This is a genomic window from Variovorax sp. 22077 (assembly GCF_052044195.1).
In the GTDB taxonomy this organism is placed as follows: Bacteria; Pseudomonadota; Gammaproteobacteria; order Burkholderiales; family Burkholderiaceae_C; genus Variovorax; species Variovorax atrisoli.
In genome coordinates this window covers 16809-33106 of record NZ_JBQEQC010000032.1, presented here as the reverse complement: position 1 = coordinate 33106, position 16298 = coordinate 16809, and the positions used below count along the sequence as shown (strand labels likewise).

General features: G+C 69.8%; 17 protein-coding genes. 10 read left to right on the top strand and 7 right to left on the bottom strand.

Annotated features, from left to right (window positions below):
* Positions 1-54 precede the first annotated feature (54 nt).
* A complete protein-coding gene (locus ACTJLF_RS31385) occupies positions 55-279 on the bottom strand; it encodes a hypothetical protein (protein ID WP_020723093.1) in 225 nt (74 codons plus the stop codon).
* Positions 280-493: 214 nt separating this feature from the next.
* Between ACTJLF_RS31385 and ACTJLF_RS31380 the strand changes: the two genes are divergently transcribed.
* Genes ACTJLF_RS31380 through ACTJLF_RS31370 form a run of 3 tightly spaced genes read left to right on the top strand, consistent with a single transcriptional unit; the run spans position 494 to position 2633 of the window.
* Entirely contained in the window at positions 494-1543 is a 1050-nt protein-coding gene (locus ACTJLF_RS31380) for an SAM-dependent methyltransferase (protein ID WP_019655027.1), read from the top strand.
* Complete coding sequence (locus ACTJLF_RS31375; RefSeq protein WP_126185970.1) at positions 1543-2205, top strand: DUF6134 family protein; 663 nt, start codon at positions 1543-1545, stop codon at positions 2203-2205. The genes ACTJLF_RS31380 and ACTJLF_RS31375 overlap by 1 nt, the downstream gene beginning before the upstream one ends.
* Positions 2202-2633 (top strand): DUF2177 family protein, encoded by a 432-nt coding sequence (locus tag ACTJLF_RS31370; RefSeq protein ID WP_440884623.1) that lies wholly within the window; start codon positions 2202-2204, stop codon positions 2631-2633. Before ACTJLF_RS31375 ends, ACTJLF_RS31370 begins: the two co-directional genes overlap by 4 nt.
* On the opposite strand, the gene ACTJLF_RS31365 is transcribed toward ACTJLF_RS31370, so the two are convergent.
* A complete protein-coding gene (locus ACTJLF_RS31365; RefSeq protein WP_126185968.1) occupies positions 2596-3252 on the bottom strand; it encodes a ChrR family anti-sigma-E factor in 657 nt (218 codons plus the stop codon). The two genes, ACTJLF_RS31370 and ACTJLF_RS31365, sit on opposite strands and share 38 nt — an antisense overlap.
* Before the next feature lie 5 nt (positions 3253-3257).
* A complete protein-coding gene (locus ACTJLF_RS31360; RefSeq protein WP_019655031.1) occupies positions 3258-3842 on the bottom strand; it encodes a sigma-70 family RNA polymerase sigma factor in 585 nt (194 codons plus the stop codon).
* Positions 3843-4017: 175 nt separating this feature from the next.
* On the opposite strand from ACTJLF_RS31360, the gene ACTJLF_RS31355 reads away from it, so the two are divergent.
* The 3 genes from ACTJLF_RS31355 to ACTJLF_RS31345 are packed head-to-tail and all read left to right on the top strand — an operon-like array spanning position 4018 to position 7459.
* Positions 4018-5439 carry an NAD(P)/FAD-dependent oxidoreductase gene (locus ACTJLF_RS31355; protein WP_440884622.1) on the top strand — a complete coding sequence of 474 codons (1422 nt, stop codon included), beginning with the start codon at positions 4018-4020 and terminating at the stop codon, positions 5437-5439.
* Positions 5436-6233, top strand: coding sequence for a DUF1365 domain-containing protein (locus ACTJLF_RS31350; protein ID WP_440884621.1), 798 nt, complete (start codon positions 5436-5438; stop codon positions 6231-6233). Before ACTJLF_RS31355 ends, ACTJLF_RS31350 begins: the two co-directional genes overlap by 4 nt.
* Positions 6230-7459 (top strand): SAM-dependent methyltransferase, encoded by a 1230-nt coding sequence (locus ACTJLF_RS31345; RefSeq protein ID WP_132750550.1) that lies wholly within the window; start codon positions 6230-6232, stop codon positions 7457-7459. Before ACTJLF_RS31350 ends, ACTJLF_RS31345 begins: the two co-directional genes overlap by 4 nt.
* Positions 7460-7490: 31 nt before the next feature.
* Here the strand turns inward: ACTJLF_RS31345 and ACTJLF_RS31340 are convergent, their stop codons facing one another.
* Positions 7491-9077 carry a cryptochrome/photolyase family protein gene (locus tag ACTJLF_RS31340; protein WP_440884620.1) on the bottom strand — a complete coding sequence of 529 codons (1587 nt, stop codon included), beginning with the start codon at positions 9075-9077 and terminating at the stop codon, positions 7491-7493.
* Between the two features lie 197 nt (positions 9078-9274).
* On the opposite strand from ACTJLF_RS31340, the gene ACTJLF_RS31335 reads away from it, so the two are divergent.
* Entirely contained in the window at positions 9275-9829 is a 555-nt protein-coding gene (locus ACTJLF_RS31335) for a DUF2878 domain-containing protein (protein WP_145760561.1), read from the top strand.
* 46 nt (positions 9830-9875) lie between these two features.
* Here the strand turns inward: ACTJLF_RS31335 and ACTJLF_RS31330 are convergent, their stop codons facing one another.
* On the bottom strand, positions 9876-11393 hold the full coding sequence (locus ACTJLF_RS31330) for a sensor domain-containing diguanylate cyclase (protein WP_440884619.1): 1518 nt from the start codon (positions 11391-11393) through the stop codon (positions 9876-9878).
* Positions 11394-11615: 222 nt separating this feature from the next.
* Here ACTJLF_RS31330 and ACTJLF_RS31325 point away from each other — a divergent pair, with 222 nt between their 5' ends.
* The 3 genes from ACTJLF_RS31325 (at position 11616) to ACTJLF_RS31315 (ending at position 14668) form a co-directional block, all read left to right on the top strand.
* Positions 11616-12593, top strand: a complete 978-nt coding sequence (locus ACTJLF_RS31325) for a magnesium and cobalt transport protein CorA (RefSeq protein ID WP_126185961.1) — start codon at positions 11616-11618, stop codon at positions 12591-12593.
* A gap of 72 nt (positions 12594-12665) precedes the next feature.
* A complete protein-coding gene (locus ACTJLF_RS31320) occupies positions 12666-13139 on the top strand; it encodes a MarR family winged helix-turn-helix transcriptional regulator (protein WP_440884618.1) in 474 nt (157 codons plus the stop codon).
* Positions 13136-14668 carry a DHA2 family efflux MFS transporter permease subunit gene (locus tag ACTJLF_RS31315; protein WP_019655040.1) on the top strand — a complete coding sequence of 511 codons (1533 nt, stop codon included), beginning with the start codon at positions 13136-13138 and terminating at the stop codon, positions 14666-14668. Before ACTJLF_RS31320 ends, ACTJLF_RS31315 begins: the two co-directional genes overlap by 4 nt.
* Before the next feature lie 127 nt (positions 14669-14795).
* On the opposite strand, the gene ACTJLF_RS31310 is transcribed toward ACTJLF_RS31315, so the two are convergent.
* A complete protein-coding gene (locus ACTJLF_RS31310; protein WP_440884617.1) occupies positions 14796-15632 on the bottom strand; it encodes a siderophore-interacting protein in 837 nt (278 codons plus the stop codon).
* A gap of 58 nt (positions 15633-15690) precedes the next feature.
* Positions 15691-16266: a PadR family transcriptional regulator gene (locus tag ACTJLF_RS31305; protein WP_440884616.1), complete on the bottom strand. Its 576-nt coding sequence runs from the start codon at positions 16264-16266 to the stop codon at positions 15691-15693.
* Positions 16267-16298 lie beyond the last annotated feature (32 nt).

Here is a 16298-nt window from a genome sequence, read left to right as displayed (position 1 = left end):
GGCGTGCGGGGCAGGTGGGGGATGTTCCTCGGCATTTTCCGTGCGGCCCGCCGTTCATCCGGCGCGCCGGCCGCCCTCGAGCGGCCACTGCCTGGTCTTGAGCATGAACAGCTCGAAGAGGCCCGGCGCCATCGAGCGGTCGCCGGCCTCCCACTGCTGCCAGCCGCGCAGCGAGGCCTGCACCGTCTGAGCGGCTTCGGTCTGCGTGAGGCCGGCGGCAATGCGCGCGTCGCGGACGGCGGCGGGCGAGGGGCTCGAGGGCTTGTTCGGGGAGGGCATGGGAGACATGGCGCCTGGAGGTTGCGCGCACGGGTGGAAGTGCCGCGGGCATTCTACGTTCAATGCGCGTATCGCCGGCCCGCGCGCGACGACGGAACGGCCGGGCTTCGGAAGGCGGAAATCCGTTGAGCAGCGGCCGGGCAGCGCCCGCCGAGTGATCCGTCGCGCCCAGTCTTGCGTACGAGGGGATCAACCACATCCGACGACGACCGCCATGTCACGAGCCTCCAGCACCTCCGCAGCCATCCACTGGGTCGAACAGGGTCTGGTGCCCGACGCCGCCGTCCGCGTGGGCGTGCGCAGGCTGCTGCGGCAGCGCCTTGTCGAGCTCGACAGCGGCAATCCCGAAGCCGTGGCGCGCCACTCGCAGGCATTCTTCGAGGAGCTGTGCAAGGCGCCGCTGGCCCTGTTGCCCGAGAAGGCCAACGAGCAGCACTACGAACTGCCGGCCGCCTTCTTCGCCGCCGTGCTGGGGCCTCACCGCAAGTACAGCTGCTGCTGGTGGCCCGAAGGAGTCGAGACGCTGGAGCAGGCCGAGGCGGCCGCCCTGGCCGAAACCTGCGCCCGTGCGGGGCTGGCGGACGGGCAGCGCATCCTCGAACTCGGCTGCGGCTGGGGTTCGCTGAGCCTGTGGATGGCCGAGCGCTTTCCGGGCTCGCGCATCACGGCGGTATCGAACTCGAATTCGCAGCGCATGTTCATCACCGCCCAGGCCGCTGCGCGCGGCCTGCGCAACCTGGAAGTGATCACCTGCGACTTCAACGATTTCGAGACGACCGAGCGCTTCGACAGGGTGGTGTCGGTGGAGATGTTCGAACACCTGCGCAACTGGCCGCGCGCCTTCTCGAACGTCGCGCGCTGGCTCAATCCGCAGGGCCGCTTCTTCATGCACGTGTTCGTCCACCGCGAGGCGCCGTATCCCTTCGAGGTGCGCGATGCGAGCGACTGGATGAGCCGCTACTTCTTCTCGGGCGGCATGATGCCCAGCGACGACCTGGCCCTGCGCTGCCAGGACGACCTGCGCCTGCTGAACCAGTGGCGCTGGAACGGCCGCCACTACGCGAAGACCTCCGCCGCCTGGCTGTCGCGCATGGACGCCCGGCGCGAAGAACTCATGCCGCTGCTCGAATCCGTCTACGGCGAGCGCGACGCATCGATCTGGTGGACCCGCTGGCGCCTGTTCTTCATCTCGGTGGAGGAGCTGTTCGCCTACGCCGAGGGCGGCCAGTGGTGGGTCGGCCACTACCTGTTCGAGAAGCGCTGATGCCCGCGCGCGCCCCGGCCTTCGCCCTGGCGCCCGTGCTGGCGCCTCTCCTGGCGATCATGGCCTTCACGGCGGGAACGGCCTCGGCGCAGGGTAGCGGGAGCGAAGGTGCGATCGAGGAGGGCGAGTGGAACTTCACCGCCACGCTCGACGGCAAGCCGATCGGCACGCACCGCTTCGTGGTCGGCGGCAGCCCTGCGGCGCGCAGCGTCGACAGCCGCGCCGACTTCGTCGTGCGCATGCTCGGCGTGTCCCTCTACCGCTACCGCCATCACGCCGAGGAGCGCTGGGCCGGCGACTGCCTGCGCGAGTTGCGAGCCGACACCGACGACGACGGCGCCCGCCAGCAGGTCTCGCGCCGCTACGACGATGAATGCCTGATGAGCTTCGCCTACTGGAATCCCAGGCTGGTGAAGCAGCAGCGCCTGATCGATCCGCAGACCGGCAAGTCGGAGTCGGTGCGCTTCGAGCCGCTGCCTGCCGCCAACATCGAGGTTCGCGGCCAGGCGGTGCGCGCGCGCGGCTGGCGCCTGCAGGCCGCGCAGCAGCGCATCCGCATCTGGTATGCCGCCGACAGCGGCCGCTGGATCGGGCTCGACGCCGAGACCAAGGGCGACCGCCAGCTCAGCTACCGTTTGACTTCCCCCACCGGCGCACCATGAAACCTTCCGCCCGCACCTTGTCCATCGCCTACCTGTGGGCGCTCGTGAGCTTTCTGCTGCTCGATGCCGTGTGGCTGTCGCTCATGGGGCCGCGCCTGTACAAGCCGGCGCTCGGTGACCTGATGGCGCCCGACGTCGACTGGCTCGCGGCGGTGCTGTTCTATGCCATCTACCTGGCCGGCCTGCTGGTCTTTGCCATCGCACCGGCTCTGGCCGACGGAGCCGCGGGCGCGGCGCTGCGGCGGGGCGCCTTCTTCGGGCTGGTGGCCTATGCCACCTACGACCTCACCAACCAGGCCACGCTGCGCGGCTGGCCCTGGGCCATCACCGCTGCCGACCTGATGTGGGGCAGCTTCGTGAGCGGCGCGGCGGCCTGGGTGTCGACCCGCCTCACATCCCGACGAGCGAACCCAGCACGCGCGCGATAGCGCTGTCGAAGCGCAGGCGGCCGTCCAGCGAAGCGAGGCAGATGCACTCGCTGCCGTCCTGGACCACCGGCTGGTGGTGGATCTCGCCGTCGGCCGCATCGAAATCCCCGGGCCCGAACAGGGCGCGGCCGTCATGGAAGCGGCCGTGCAGCACCTGGGTGAGCTCCAGCCCCTTGTGCGTGTGCTGCGGCAGGTACTTGCCGGCCGCGATGCGCAGCAGGAAGACGTTGGCCTCGGGCGCCTCGGGCACGCTCACGCGGCTCCAGCGCATGCCGGGGCCGATCCAGCGCCAGGGCGTGGCGCTGCAGTGGGCGAGCGCGCGTGGCCAGCGTGCGCCGGGCGGCAGCGGCGGCGGTGCGCTCACGCGGACGGTCTCCGCAGGCGCGCTTTCGAGCGCATCGATAGCGGCCCAGGTGCGCGCCAGCGCGTCGTCGGCCATCGGCACGGGTTCCAGTTCGTCGAGCAGGATGCCGCCCAGGGCATCGAGCGTGCGCGCGCGCTCGCGGCACAGCGGGCACAGTTCCAGGTGGCTGGCCAGTACCAGCCGCGTGCCGGTCGGCAGCTGGCCGGAGGCCCGGGCCAGCAGCAGGCCATCGTCGGGGTGATGTCGGATGTCCATCGTCGTCAGCGTTCCATCAGGCGGCGCAGTTGCGCGACCGCCAGGCGCACGCGCGATTTCACCGTGCCCAGCGGAATGCTCAGCTGGGCCGCGATGCGGGCATGCGGCTCGTCTTCGAAATAGGAAAGGTGCAGCACCTGCTGCTGCTCGGGCGGCAGCAGCCGGAAGGCGCTGCGCAGGCGTTCGTTCAGGCGCGAGGCGTGCAGACCCTCGTCGAGTGCGGCGTCGTCGGCCTGGATCAGGTCGAAATCGAACTCTTCCTCGCCCGACTCCGCGCCCTGGCGGCGCCGAAGCGAGTCCACGCGCAGGTTCCGCGCAATGGTGAATATCCAGGTGGAGACGGCAGCCTGCGCCGGGTCGAACAGCGCGGCCTTGCGCCACACGCTCACCAGGGCTTCCTGGGCCAGCTCCTCGGCCTGCAGCTCCGGGCTGCCGATGTGCATCAGGTAGTGCTTGACGCGCGGCGCGAAGTGCGAGAACAGCCGTGCGAACGCTTCCCGGTCCTGCCGCTCGGCCACGGCCGCAAGGGCCTGCGCCCAGAGGTCTTCGGAGCGGCGCGGCTGCTTGAAATCGGTGGCAACAACGGTCAAGTTGGGCGCTCGGCGACCGCGGGGCAGGGGAATACCCGCAGGGTGGGTGGATGGGTCGGGTACGGCGGCCATGCTAACCCTTACGCAATCCGGCCGCGATCGGATCATCGCCGCAACGCGCCATGGTCCAAACGGTAGTTTCCTGCGTACAAGCTCCAAGACTTCGAGACGCACCATGCCGCCCTTCGACCCCCAGCCCGCCCAGCCCGCCGTCCCCGCGACACCCGACTCGCCGAGCCAGGGCCTGCGCATCGCCGTCGTCGGCACCGGCATCTCGGGCCTTTCCTGTGCCTGGCTGCTTTCCCAAGGCTCCCAAGGCCACGAGGTGACCGTGTTCGAGAGCGAGTCTCGCCTCGGCGGCCACAGCAATACTGTCGATGCGCCGGTGCGCGCAGGCTCGGTGCCGGTGGACACCGGCTTCATCGTCTACAACGAGCCCGCCTATCCGAACCTGACAGCGCTGTTCCGGCACCTGGAGGTGCCGACCGCGGCTTCCGACATGTCCTTCGCCGTCAGCCTCGATGCCGGCCGGCTCGAATACGCCGGCACCGACCTGCGCGGCCTGTTCGCGCAGAAGCGCAACCTGGCGAGCCCGAGGTTCTGGTCGATGCTGCGCGAGCTGCTGCGCTTCTACCGCGAGGCGCCGCGCGACGCCCGCAAGGCCGGCGACCAGGCGCTGGACGACTACCTCGACGCCCGCGGCTACGGCCGCGCATTCCGCGACGACCATCTCTATCCGATGGCCGCCGCCATCTGGTCCACGCCGGCGGCGCGGGTGGGGCGCTATCCCGTGGCGGCCTTCGTGCGCTTCTGCGAGAACCACGGCCTGCTGCAGATCAGCGACCGGCCGGTCTGGCGCACCGTGGCCGGCGGCAGCCGCGAATACGTGCGGCGCCTGAGCCAGCCTTTCGCCGACCGCGTCCACCTCGACCAGGCCGTGCTCGAGCTGCATCGCGAGCCCGACGGCGTGCGCATCCGCACCACCAGTGGCTGGTGGCCGCAGCGCTTCGACCACGTCGTGCTGGCGACCCACGCCGACCGGTCGCTGGCCCTGCTGCCCGACGCCTCCACCGCCGAGCGGGCCCTGCTGGGCGCCTTTCCCTACAGCCGCAACCTGGCCGTGCTGCACCGCGACCCGGCACTGATGCCCACGCGCCGCTCCGTCTGGTCGAGCTGGAACTACCTCGGAACGCGCGGCAGCGGCGCCGCGCCGATGGTGACCTACTGGATGAACCGGCTGCAGTCCCACCTGCCGCAGGGGCAGGGGGCCGAGCCGCTGTTCCTGACGCTCAACCCGGTCACCGGCCCGCGGCCCGAGCACCTGATCCGCACCGAGGTCTACGACCATCCGCTGTTCGACGGCGCCGCCATGGCCGCGCAGCGCCATCTCTGGAACCTGCAGGGCCAGCGCCGCACCTGGTTCTGCGGCGCCTACTTCGGCTCCGGCTTCCACGAGGACGGCCTGCAGGCCGGCCTGGCGGTGGCCGAGGCGCTGGGCGGCGTTCGCCGGCCCTGGAGCGTGCCGCAGGAGTCCGGGCGCATTCACCTGCCGCAGGCCGCGCAGGCAGCGCAGGCAGCGAGGGCGGTCGCCCCATGAACGGGCAGGGCGGCTCGGCGCTCTATGTCGGGCGCGTCATGCACCAGCGGCTGCGGCCCAGGCGCCACCGGCTCGCCTACCGCATCTACAGCGTGCTGGTCGACATCGACGAGCTGCCGCAGCTGCACGATCGGCTGCGCCTGTTCTCGGTGGACCGCTTCAACCTGTTCAGCTTCCACGCCGCCGACTACGGCGACGGCTCGGGCCGCGACCTGCGCGCCCAGGTTGAGGCGCGGCTGCGCGAGGCGAGGCTGCCCACCGGCGGCGCGATCCGGCTGCTGACCATGCCGCGGCTGCTCGGCCACGTCTTCAACCCGCTCAGCGTGTGGTTCTGCCATGCACCGGACGGCGCGCTGCAGGCGATGGTCTACGAGGTCAACAACACCTTCGGGCAGCGGCACAGCTACCTGATTCCGGTGGACCCGGCGGAAGACGGGGCCGCCGCGGTCATCGACCAGCGCTGCGACAAGCAGATGTACGTCTCACCGTTCAACGGCATGGACCTGCGCTACCGCTTCCGCATCGCGCCGCCGGGCGAGTCGGTGTCGATCGGCGTGAGCGTGCACGATGCCGATGGGGCCGTGCTCAACGCGCGCCAGGACGGCCAGCGCACTCCGCTGAGCGACCTCGCGCTGCTGCGCGTGTTCCTGACCCATCCGCTGCTGACCCTCAAGGTCGTCGCGGCCATCCACTGGCAGGCGCTGCGCCTGTGGATCAAGCGCGTGCCCCTGCATCCGCGTCCGGCGGCCCCGGAGCGCGACATCACCATCGTTTCCACGAGCAAGACTCCATGAGCCTGACCACGCCCTCCGCCCCAGTCACCGAACCCACGCTCGATGCGGTCCCGTCCTTCTCGCCGCTGCGGCGGCTGCTCGCCCGCACGCGCTTCGGCCGGCTGGCGCTGACGCTGCCCGGCGGGCGCAGCATCGAGGTGGCCGGCCGCGAGCCCGGCCCGCATGCCAGCCTGCGCCTGCTGAGCTGGCGGCCGATCGTGCGGCTGCTCATGCAGGGCGATCTCGGCCTGGCCCTGAGCTTCCGCGACGGCGAATGGGAAAGCCCCGACCTGCTGGCCCTGTTCGAGTTCGGCCTGGCCAACGAGGCCGCCTGGGGCTCGCTGCTCAAGGGCCGTGGCCCCTCGCGCTGGCTGGCCCGGCTGCTGCACCTGGCGCGCAGGAACAGCCGGCGCGGCAGCCGGCACAACATCTCTTTCCACTACGACCTGGGCAACGAGTTCTACCGGCTCTGGCTCGACGACAGCATGCTGTATTCGAGCGCGCTCTTCAGCGAGGAGGCCGACGACACGCTGGAGGCCGCCCAGGCGCGCCGCCTGGAGGCCATCCACCGCATGCTCGACACCCCGCAGGGCGGCGACGTGCTCGAGATCGGCTGCGGCTGGGGAACCCTGGCCGCGAGCCTGGCCCGCCGGCACGATGCGCGCGTGACCGGGCTCACGCTGTCCGCCGAGCAACTGGCCTTCGCCCGCGAGCGCGGCCAGGAATGGGGCGTGGCCGACAAGCTCGACCTGCGGCTGCAGGACTACCGCGACGTGCAGGGCCGGTTCGACCGCATCGTCTCCATCGAAATGATCGAGGCCGTCGGCGAGGCCTACTGGCCCGCCTACTTCGCGACCCTGCGCGACCGCCTAAAGCCCGGCGGCACGGTGGTGCTTCAGGCGATCACCATCGCCGACGAGCATTTCGAGAGCTACCGCCAGGGCGCCGATTTCATCCAGCACTGCATCTTCCCGGGCGGCATGCTGCCGAGCCCTGGCGTGCTGCAGGAGCAGGCGCGGCGCGCGGGGCTGGTGATCGAGTCCTCGCTCTGCTTCGGGCCGGACTACGGGCGCACGCTCGCCGAGTGGCGCAAGCGCTTCCTCGCGGCGTGGCCGCAGATCGAGCCGCTGGGCTTCGACGCGGCCTTCAAGCGGCTGTGGACCTACTACCTGTCGTATTGCGAGGCCGGCTTTCGCTCCGGGCGCATCGATGTGGGTCTGTACCGGCTGCGCGCTGCCGATGCCTGAACCGGGCGAAGGCGGCGGGCAGCCCGGCGCCTCAGGGCGTGTAGCCGCCCGCCTGTTCGAGCTCGGCCCTGATCGCAGCCGCCTGCGTCCTGATCGCCTCGGCCTGCTGCTCGGACAGCCGCGACAGGTTTCGGACCTGCGCGCCGATGCGCTGGTGGTTCGCGAAGCGCTCGCGGTGTCTGAGCAGGAAGTCCCAGTACAGCGTCGTGAAGGGGCAGGCCTCGGGCCCCTGGCCGAGGCCGGGCCGGTAGCGGCACCGGGCGCAATACTGCCCGCCGCTCATGCGCTCGATGTACTTGCCGCTGGCGATGTAGGGCTTGCTCGTCATCACGCCGCCGTCCGCGTACTGGCTCATGCCCGCGGTGTTGGGCAGCTCCACCCATTCCACCGCGTCGACGTAGATGGCGAGGTACCACTCGTGGACCTCGCGGGGCCGCACGCCGAGCAGCAGCGCGAACAGGCCCGTGACCATCAGCCGCTGGATGTGGTGGGCGTAGCCCAGGCGCAGCGTCTGCCGGATCGCATCAGACAGGCAGGCCATGGGCGTCTCGCCGGTCCAGTAGAAGGCCGGCAGCGGCGCCTGCGCATCCAGCGCGTTCGACTCCGCCAGGCCCGGCATGGAAGTCCAGTAGACGCCGCGGACATATTCGCGCCAGCCCAGCACCTGGCGGATGAACCCTTCGGCGCTCGCCAGCGGAACGCGGCCTTCCCGCCAGGCGCGTTCCGCCCGGGCGACCACTTCGCGCGGCTCGATCAGCTTGAAGTTCATCGCCGCCGAGAGATGGGCGTGCCAGAGCCAGGGCTGGCCGGGCCAGATCGCGTCCTGCCAGGGGCCGAAGCTGGGCAGCCGCTCGTCGATGAAGCGCTCCAGCGCCAGCAGCGCCTGCTCGCGCGTCACCGGCCAGGCGAAGCCGTCGAGGTCGCCCGGATGGCGCGCGAACTCCCGGTCCACCAGGGCGAGCACCTCCTGAGTGATCGCGTCGGGCTCGAAGCGGGCGGGCTCGGGCACGATGCCCGGTCCGTCGGCGCCGAAGGACTGGCGGTTGTCGACATCGAAATTCCAGCGCCCTCCAGCGGGCCCGTAGCCTTGCGTTCCTTCCTCGCCTTCCATCAGCACGCGGTGCTGGCGGCGCATCTGCCGGTAGAAGTTTTCCAGGCGCAGGGTGCGATGGCCGCGGGCATGGTCGGCGAACTCGCGCACGGTGCAGAAGAAGTGGCGGTCGTCGCGCAGCTCCAGCGCGAGCCCGGCCTCGGCGGCGGCGCGACGCAGCGCGCGCAGCACGCGCCAGTCGCCCGGCGCGGTCATCACCAGCCGCTCGGGCCGCAGCAGCCGGATCGCGCGCGCCAGTTCGCCGGCCAGGCTGCCGGTGTTCGCGGGATCGTCGAGGCGCACGTAGTGCAGCGGCCAGCCGCGCTCGCGCAGCAGCTGCGCGTGGTGGCGCATGGCCGACAGGAAGAGGGCGGTGCGGATGCGGCTGGAGGCGACGTGCGTGGACTCCTCGCGCACCTCGGCCATCCAGATGCCGTCCTGCGCGGGATCGAAGCCGTCGAAGGCCGAGGCCCGGCCGTCCAGCTGGTCGCCCAGCACCAGCACCAGCTGGCGGATCGGCGGCGTCATGAACGGCTCGCCCGCGCCACGGCGCTGGCACGAGGCACACGAGACGCGCGAGACGCACGGGGCGTGATCGAAGCTGGCATGGTTGTTCCCGGAAGCGCGGCGATCCGGACTGCACACCGCCGACCCCGCCACTTCCGTACGCCGCCGGGCCGCGCCCGGATCACTGCCGCCGCCTTCGTCGGACAGGGCCGATCCGCATGAAGACCCTGCTGCGCCAGTACGGCCCGACCGTTCTCAACCTCGTGGTCTTCCAGGCGGCCTGGTTCGCCTGCGTGCTGGGCGCCGCACGCGGCGCGCCCGGCTGGGGCGTGGCGGCCTGCATCGGCGCCGTGCTGCTGAACCTGTGGTTCAGCGATGCGCGCCGGGACGAACTGCTGCTGGCGCTGTGCGCAGTGCTTCTCGGACTGGCGTGGGACACCGGCATGGCGCGCGGCGGCGTGCTCGTCTATGCCTCGCCCGGGCCCTGGCCCGGCCTGGCGCCGGTGTGGATCCTGGGGCTGTGGGCCCTGTTCTCGACGACGTTGCGCGGACCGCTGCGCTGGCTGCACGGGCGCTGGCTGCTGTCGGCGGTGATCGGCGGCGTGGGCGGTGCCTTGTCCTATGCGGCTGCGGTGCGGATGGGGGCCGGACAGTTCCCCGACCCCACGCGGGCGATGCTGGTGCTGGGCGCCGGTTGGGCCGTGATGACGCCGCTGCTGGTGGAGCTGGCGCGCTGGCTGGGGCAGCGCGCGACCCGCCGCGTGGCGCGCTGACTCTGCCGGTCTTGCCGAGTCCTTGGGCTTTCGAGCGGCGCGAGGCTCAGCCGGCCACCCATTCTTCCTGGCTGACCCAGCAGTTGCGTCCGTTCTCCTTGGCCTTGTAGAGCGCGGCATCCGCCGCCTCGACGAGCTGCAGCTCCGGCGCATGCGACTGCGAGCCGCGAAAGGTCGCCACGCCGATGCTGACGGTGACCTGCCCATGGGGGCTCTCGCTGTGCGTGATGCCGAGCGAGCGCACCTGTTCGAGCATGAGTTCCGCGACCTTGCATGCGCCCTGAAGGCCGGTGCTGGGTAGGACGATCGCCAGCTCCTCTCCGCCGTAGCGCGCGACCAGGTCGCCCGGGCGCCTGATGCTGCGCCTGAGCGCCATGGCGACGGCCCTCAGGCACTGGTCGCCGGCGACGTGGCCGTAGGCATCGTTGAAGCCCTTAAAGTAGTCCAGGTCCAGCAGCAGCAGCGACAGGGCCGTGTTTTCTCTGGCTGCGCGGCGCGATTCCTGCGCCAGCACTTCGTCGAAGCTGCGGCGGTTGGCCAGCCCGGTCAGCTGGTCCTGCGTCGCCAGGATCTCCAGGCGGCGGTTGGCCTGCAGCAGGTCTTCGCGCGCGGCCATCAGCGAAGCCTCCGCCCTGATCCGCCGGCCGATATTGATGATCAGCCTCCAGCCCACCGCGGCCATGGCGGCCAGCAGGGCGCCGACGACGGCGATCGTCAGCAGCGCCTGGCGCCTCCAGGCCTGCAGCGCCTGTTCGCGGCCCACCGCCACAGAGGTCAGCACCGGGTAGCGGTCGCTCTTTCTGAAGGCATAGAGCCGCTTCATTCCGTCCACGCTGGAGCGGAACGACGCGGTGCCCGAGGTGCCCGAGAAGTGCCGCTGGAAATTGGCCGACTTCGAGAAGTCGAGGCCGATGTTCTTCTCGCTGTAGGGATAGAGCACCAGCATCTGCCCCGTATTGGTGCTCAGGCCGATGGTGCCGGTGTCGGGGAGGGCGATGGTGCCGAATGCGCGCAGGAAGTTCTGCAGGCCCAGGCCGATGACGACCACACCTGCGAACTCGCTCTTCTCGTCCTCGAGGCGGCGGCTGACCGTGATCCCCCATTCGCCGGAGAAAGGGTTGCGAACCGGCGGGCTGATGTGGACATCGTTCGAGCGCGTGTCGCGGTGGCGGATGAAGTAGGGCCGCTTGGCGCTGTTGGTGCCCCGCGGGGCCTCGCCCTTGGAGTAAATGAGCCAGTTGCCCCGGGCATCGAGGACCGCTACGCCGTCGAGAGGATCGAGCAGGCGCTTCTGCCGTTCGACCAGCGACTGCACGCGCTGCATGTGCTCGCGCGCATTGCCTTCGGCCTTCAACGTCTCGGCCACGCCCTGCAGCAGCATGTCGCTCTGGGTGAAGATGCCTTCGGCGTAGATGTTCAGCGCCTTGGCAAGGTTGAGGTTGTTGGTGTCTGCCGCGGCCAGCGTCTGTTCGCGCGATACCCAGAGCTGCCAGCCGGTGGCCGCCGATACCGAGACCATGACGGCCGCGAGCAGGGCCTTCGCAAGGCGAACGTCCCGCTTCACTTGAGCAGCTCCTCGAACGAGCCGGTTTCCATCCCTTTCCCCCTTTTCATCTTCTGCGTTGCGGCGTCTGTTTTTGCGCCGCTGTGCCGTCGGCCGGTCCTCGTGTAGGGCAGGCCACTGCGAACTCTATACGACCTGCCTGAAATGTTGGCGGCAGGCGCTGCGGAAGTCTCGTGGCACCATCGATGGTTTCCACGCATGTGAACTTCCCGGGGGGCATCGATGCTGATCAACTGCGTCGCCTACGAAAACGGCTCCAAGCTCGCCGACATATCGGTCGAGGACATCAGCGACTACATCGGCCGGCCCGGCTGCTTCGTCTGGGTGGCGCTCAGCGACGCCTCCGACGAGGAGCTCAGCGAGATGCAGAAGGAGTTCGGCCTGCATCCGCTGGCGGTGGAAGACGCCCATCACGGCCACCAGCGCCCGAAGATGGAGGAATACGGCAACTCGCTCTTCGTCGTCATGCACCTGGTGGAGCCCTCGGAAGATGGCGAGCACCGCATGAACGTGGGCGAGGTCGACGTCTTCGTCGGCGCCAACTACGTGCTGTCGGTGCGCAACCGCAGCAAGCAGGGCTTCCTGGGTGTGCGCGAGCGCTGCGAGCGCGAGCCCGAGCTGCTGCGCAACGGCGCGGGCTTCGTGCTGTATGCGCTGATGGACGCGGTGGTCGACCGCTACTTCCCGGTGATCGACGCGCTGGAGGTGGAGCTGGAATCCATCGAGCAGCAGATCTTCGGCCAGGGCGGCGCGGCGCGCGACAAGATCAAGCAGCTCTACGACCTGAAGCGGCGCAGCATGGTGCTCAAGCGTGCGGTGGCGCCGCTGGTGGAAGCGGCCGGCAAGATGCACGGCGGGCGCGTGCCGCAGATCTGCATCAGCTCGCAGGAATACTTCCGCGACGTCGGCGACCACCTCGCGCGCATCAACGCATCGATCGACGCGATGCGCGACACCATCGCCACGGCCATACAGGTGAACCTGTCGATGGTCACCATCGAGGAAAGCGAAGTCACCAAGCGCCTCGCGGCCTGGGCCAGCATCTTCGCGGTGTGCACCGCCTTCGCCGGCATCTGGGGCATGAACTTCGAGAACATGCCGGAGCTGAAATTCCGCTACGGCTATGGCGTCGCGCTCGGGCTGATCGTGAGCACCTGCGGCTATCTCTACTACCGGTTCAGGCGGGCAGGGTGGCTCTGAGCGATTCGACAAGCCCGGCCGGCTGGCATTGCTAATGCCCAACTAATAAACATGTAGACAATCAAGTCCCTTATGAAAAGGGACTTCACCCAGCGCTTCGGCTTTCTCGTCAAGAGCGTGGGCAAGCTCTACAGCGAGGAGTTCGACCGCCTCGCGCGCGAGCGCATCGGACTCACCAGCGCGCAGTGCCGCCTGCTGGGCGCGCTGGCGATGCACGGCGACGAGGAAGAGCCGCTCTCGCAGGCCGAACTCGCGCAGCGGCTCGACCTCACTCCTATGGCCGTCGCCGGCCTGTGCGACCGCATGGCGGCTGCCGGCTGGATACGCCGCGAGCCCAGCCCCACCGACCGTCGCGTCAACCGGATCCGCCTGGAACCCAGCGCCGAGAAGGCGCTCGACAGCGCCCTGAGCATCAGCGACGGGCTCAACGCCCGCGTGATGTCGGTGCTCTCTCAGGCCGAGCGGGCCCAGCTGCTGGGCCTGCTTTCCAGGGTGCAGGCGAGCCTCGTGGAGATCACCTCGCCGGGCGGCCGCAAGCCATCATGAGCGCCGCGCCCGGAACCACCGTGCCGCACCGCGGCATGATCACCATCTCGATCATGCTGGCCACCATCATGCAGGCGCTGGACACGACCATCGCCAACGTGGCGCTGCCGCACATGCAGGGCAGCCTGCAGGCCTCGCAGGACCAGATCACCTGGGTGCTCACCTCGTACATCGTGGCCTCGGCCATCGCGCTGCCGCTCACCGGCTGGCTGTGCGGCCACTGGGGGCGCCGGCGCGTGTTCATCATCTCGGTGATCGGCTTCACCGTGGCCTCGGCGCTGTGCGGGCTGGCGACCTCGCTGGTGGGCATCGTGGCGGCGCGGCTGCTGCAGGGCGTCTTCGGCGCGGCGCTGGTGCCGCTGTCGCAGGCGGTGCTGCTGGACATCAACCCTCGCGAGAAGGTCGGCCAGGCGATGGCCATCTGGGGCGCCGGCATCATGGTCGGGCCCATCCTCGGGCCGCTGCTGGGCGGCTGGCTCACCGAGAACTTCGACTGGCGCTGGGTGTTCTTCATCAACCTGCCGGTGGGCATCTTCGCCTTCTGGGGCATCGCGCGCTACCTGCCCGAGAGCCGGCCGCAGGGCGAGCGGCTCGACATCTTCGGCTTCGTCACGCTGAGCATCGCCATCGGCATGCTGCAGCTCTTCCTCGACCGCGGCGAGCAGCTCGACTGGTTCGAGTCGTGGGAGATCAAGCTCGAGGCCGCGGCCGCGCTGGTGGCGTTTTGCTTCTTCGTGGTCCACACATGGACGGTGCAGGGCGTCTCCTTCTTCGACCGCGACCTGCTGAAGGACCGCAACTTCGTCACCGGCCTGCTGTTCGCGTTCATCGTCGGCATGATCCTGTTCGCGACCATGGCGCTGCTGCCCAACTTCCTGCAGGGGCTGATGGGCTACCCGGTGGTCTACACCGGCGAGGTGACGGCGCCGCGCGGCGTGGGAACGATGATCGCGATGATCATCGTCGGGCGTCTGGTGCAGCGCGTCGACGTGCGCGCGATCATGGCGCTGGGCTTCGGCCTCACCGCCTTCTCGCTCTACCAGATGACCCGGCTCACGCTGCAGATGGACAGCACGCTCATCGTGGTCTCGGGCTTCATCCAGGGGCTGGGCATCGGCTTCACCTTCGTGCCGCTGTCCACCGCCACCTTCGCCACGCTGGCGCCGAGGCTGCGCAACCAGGGCACGCCCATCTTCAGCCTGCTGCGCAACATCGGCAGCAGCGTGGGCATCTCGATCGTGCAGGCGCTGCTTACCGAAGGCTCGAGCAAGGCGCACGCGCAGATCGCTTCAACCGTGGCGCCGGGCAACGCGGCGCTCGCGACCCTGCCGCAGATGATGTCGCCCGACACCGCCACGGGGCTCGCACTGCTGAACGCAGAGGTCACGCGGCAGGGCGCGCTGATCGGCTACCTGGACGACTTCGCCATCATGATGATCATCACGGTGCTGGCGATTCCGCTGCTGTTGCTGATCCGAAGCCCCAAGCGAAGCGGGGCGGCTTCAGGGCCTGCCGAAGTGCCGCATTGAGTTTCTCCCTCCCCCGCTGGGGGAGGGCAGGGGTGGGGGCAGGCGGCCTATGCAACTGCAGCGGCTTTTCAGGCGCCGCTGGCCCCCATCCCAACCTTCCCCCAGAGGGGGAAGGAGCAAAACCCGCTCACTCGTCGTGCGAATCGTGCGTGGCCACCGCACCGCGGCGCCAGTAGCCCGAGGCCCGCGTCCACTTCGGGTTCGCTCCGCGCTCGCCCACCAGGTGCGCACGCAGCGCCTTGGCGATGGCCGATTCGCAGCCCACCCATGCGTGGAAGTCGCCGGCCGGCAGTTCGATCGCCTTCAGCGCATCGAGCAGCACGTGGCTCAGGCCCGGCTCGGTGCCGCGGCGGTGCGCCCACTTCAGGATGAGTTCGGCCTGCGTGTCGAACGCGATCTCGTCCGCTTCGCTGTCGATCTCCGCCAGCACCACCGCGCGCGCGCCGGCCGGCAGCTCGGCCAGGCGCCGCGAGATGGCGGGCAGGGCGGTGTCGTCGCCGATCAGCAGGTGCCAGTCGAACTCCGTCGGCACGATGAACGAGCCGCGCGGGCCGCCCACGCCGAGGATGTCGCCGGCCTTGGCCTGCTCGGCCCATTGCGTGGCGGGGCCGGCCTCGTGCAGCGCGAAGTCGATCTCGAGCGTGCCGGCCTTCGCGTCGTGACGGCGCGGCGTGTAGTCGCGCATGGTGGGTCGGCCCTCGGGCCAGACCGGGCCTTCGGGGCCCATGGTGGGCAGGCTCAGCTTGCCGGTGGCGGGGTCGGGAAAGAACAGCTTCACGTGGTCGTCGAAGCCGGGGCTCTGGAAGCCCGCGAGGTCGTCGCCCGTGAGCGTGACGCGGATCAGGTGCGGCGTCACGCGCTGCACCGTCTTCACCGCGAGCTTGCGGAAGCGCAGTTCGTGGCGCACCCGGCGGGGCGTACGGTCGGGTGCCGTGGACGCTGGTGATGTACTGAAGTCAGTCATTGCGTAGATCCTGTTGCGAGACAGGGTTGGTTGGAATTCGTGTTGCGTCGGCGGCTCCTCAGATCTTCTCGATCTGCTGGGCCGCGGCGTCGAGCACCGCGGCGAACTCGTGCGCCTGCTGCTCGGTGAGTGGGGCGCCCGTGAGGCGCATGCGCATCGCCATCTTGAGGTTCTCGATCGCGCGGGTGACCTGCGGCGGCCTGCCGCCGCGCGGACCGGCACCATCGACGCCGCCGCCCATGCGGGCCATCATGGCGTCGGCCGTCTCGCGGTTGGCTTCGAGGAACTCGCGGCCGCTGTCGGTGATGCTGTAGCTCTTGCGCCCGCTGCCGTCGGCGGTCTCGACGCTGAGATAGCCCATCTCCTCCAGCAGCGTGAGCGTGGGATAGACCACGCCGGGGCTCGGCGCATAGCTGCCCCCCAGGCGGTCCTCGATCGCCTTGATGAGCTCATAGCCGTGCGAGGGCTTGTCGGCGATTAGGCGCAGCAGCACGAAGCGCAGGCCGCCATGGCCGAACACGCGTCCGCCGACTCCGCCGCGCGCGCCGCGATGTCCGCGTCCGCCGGAAAGACCGTCTTCATGCTCGCCGCGGGCCATGCGGCAGTGGTGCTGGTCGGAGTGGAAATGTCTCATGGTGGGTGTCCTTCTTGAGGTATGTCTGAATT

What these genes read in the sequence shown, in the direction of transcription:
- ACTJLF_RS31385 (WP_020723093.1), bottom strand. Translation starts at nt 279, where the DNA reads ATGCCCTCCCCGAACAAGCCCTCGAGCCCCTCGCCCGCCGCCGTCCGC.
- ACTJLF_RS31380 (WP_019655027.1), top strand. Translation starts at nt 494, where the DNA reads ATGTCACGAGCCTCCAGCACCTCCGCAGCCATCCACTGGGTCGAACAG.
- ACTJLF_RS31375 (WP_126185970.1), top strand. Translation starts at nt 1,543, where the DNA reads ATGCCCGCGCGCGCCCCGGCCTTCGCCCTGGCGCCCGTGCTGGCGCCT.
- ACTJLF_RS31370 (WP_440884623.1), top strand. Translation starts at nt 2,202, where the DNA reads ATGAAACCTTCCGCCCGCACCTTGTCCATCGCCTACCTGTGGGCGCTC.
- ACTJLF_RS31365 (WP_126185968.1), bottom strand. Translation starts at nt 3,252, where the DNA reads ATGGACATCCGACATCACCCCGACGATGGCCTGCTGCTGGCCCGGGCC.
- ACTJLF_RS31355 (WP_440884622.1), top strand. Translation starts at nt 4,018, where the DNA reads ATGCCGCCCTTCGACCCCCAGCCCGCCCAGCCCGCCGTCCCCGCGACA.
- ACTJLF_RS31350 (WP_440884621.1), top strand. Translation starts at nt 5,436, where the DNA reads ATGAACGGGCAGGGCGGCTCGGCGCTCTATGTCGGGCGCGTCATGCAC.
- ACTJLF_RS31345 (WP_132750550.1), top strand. Translation starts at nt 6,230, where the DNA reads ATGAGCCTGACCACGCCCTCCGCCCCAGTCACCGAACCCACGCTCGAT.
- ACTJLF_RS31340 (WP_440884620.1), bottom strand. Translation starts at nt 9,077, where the DNA reads ATGACGCCGCCGATCCGCCAGCTGGTGCTGGTGCTGGGCGACCAGCTG.
- ACTJLF_RS31335 (WP_145760561.1), top strand. Translation starts at nt 9,275, where the DNA reads ATGAAGACCCTGCTGCGCCAGTACGGCCCGACCGTTCTCAACCTCGTG.
- ACTJLF_RS31325 (WP_126185961.1), top strand. Translation starts at nt 11,616, where the DNA reads ATGCTGATCAACTGCGTCGCCTACGAAAACGGCTCCAAGCTCGCCGAC.
- ACTJLF_RS31320 (WP_440884618.1), top strand. Translation starts at nt 12,666, where the DNA reads ATGAAAAGGGACTTCACCCAGCGCTTCGGCTTTCTCGTCAAGAGCGTG.
- ACTJLF_RS31315 (WP_019655040.1), top strand. Translation starts at nt 13,136, where the DNA reads ATGAGCGCCGCGCCCGGAACCACCGTGCCGCACCGCGGCATGATCACC.
- ACTJLF_RS31310 (WP_440884617.1), bottom strand. Translation starts at nt 15,632, where the DNA reads ATGACTGACTTCAGTACATCACCAGCGTCCACGGCACCCGACCGTACG.
- ACTJLF_RS31305 (WP_440884616.1), bottom strand. Translation starts at nt 16,266, where the DNA reads ATGAGACATTTCCACTCCGACCAGCACCACTGCCGCATGGCCCGCGGC.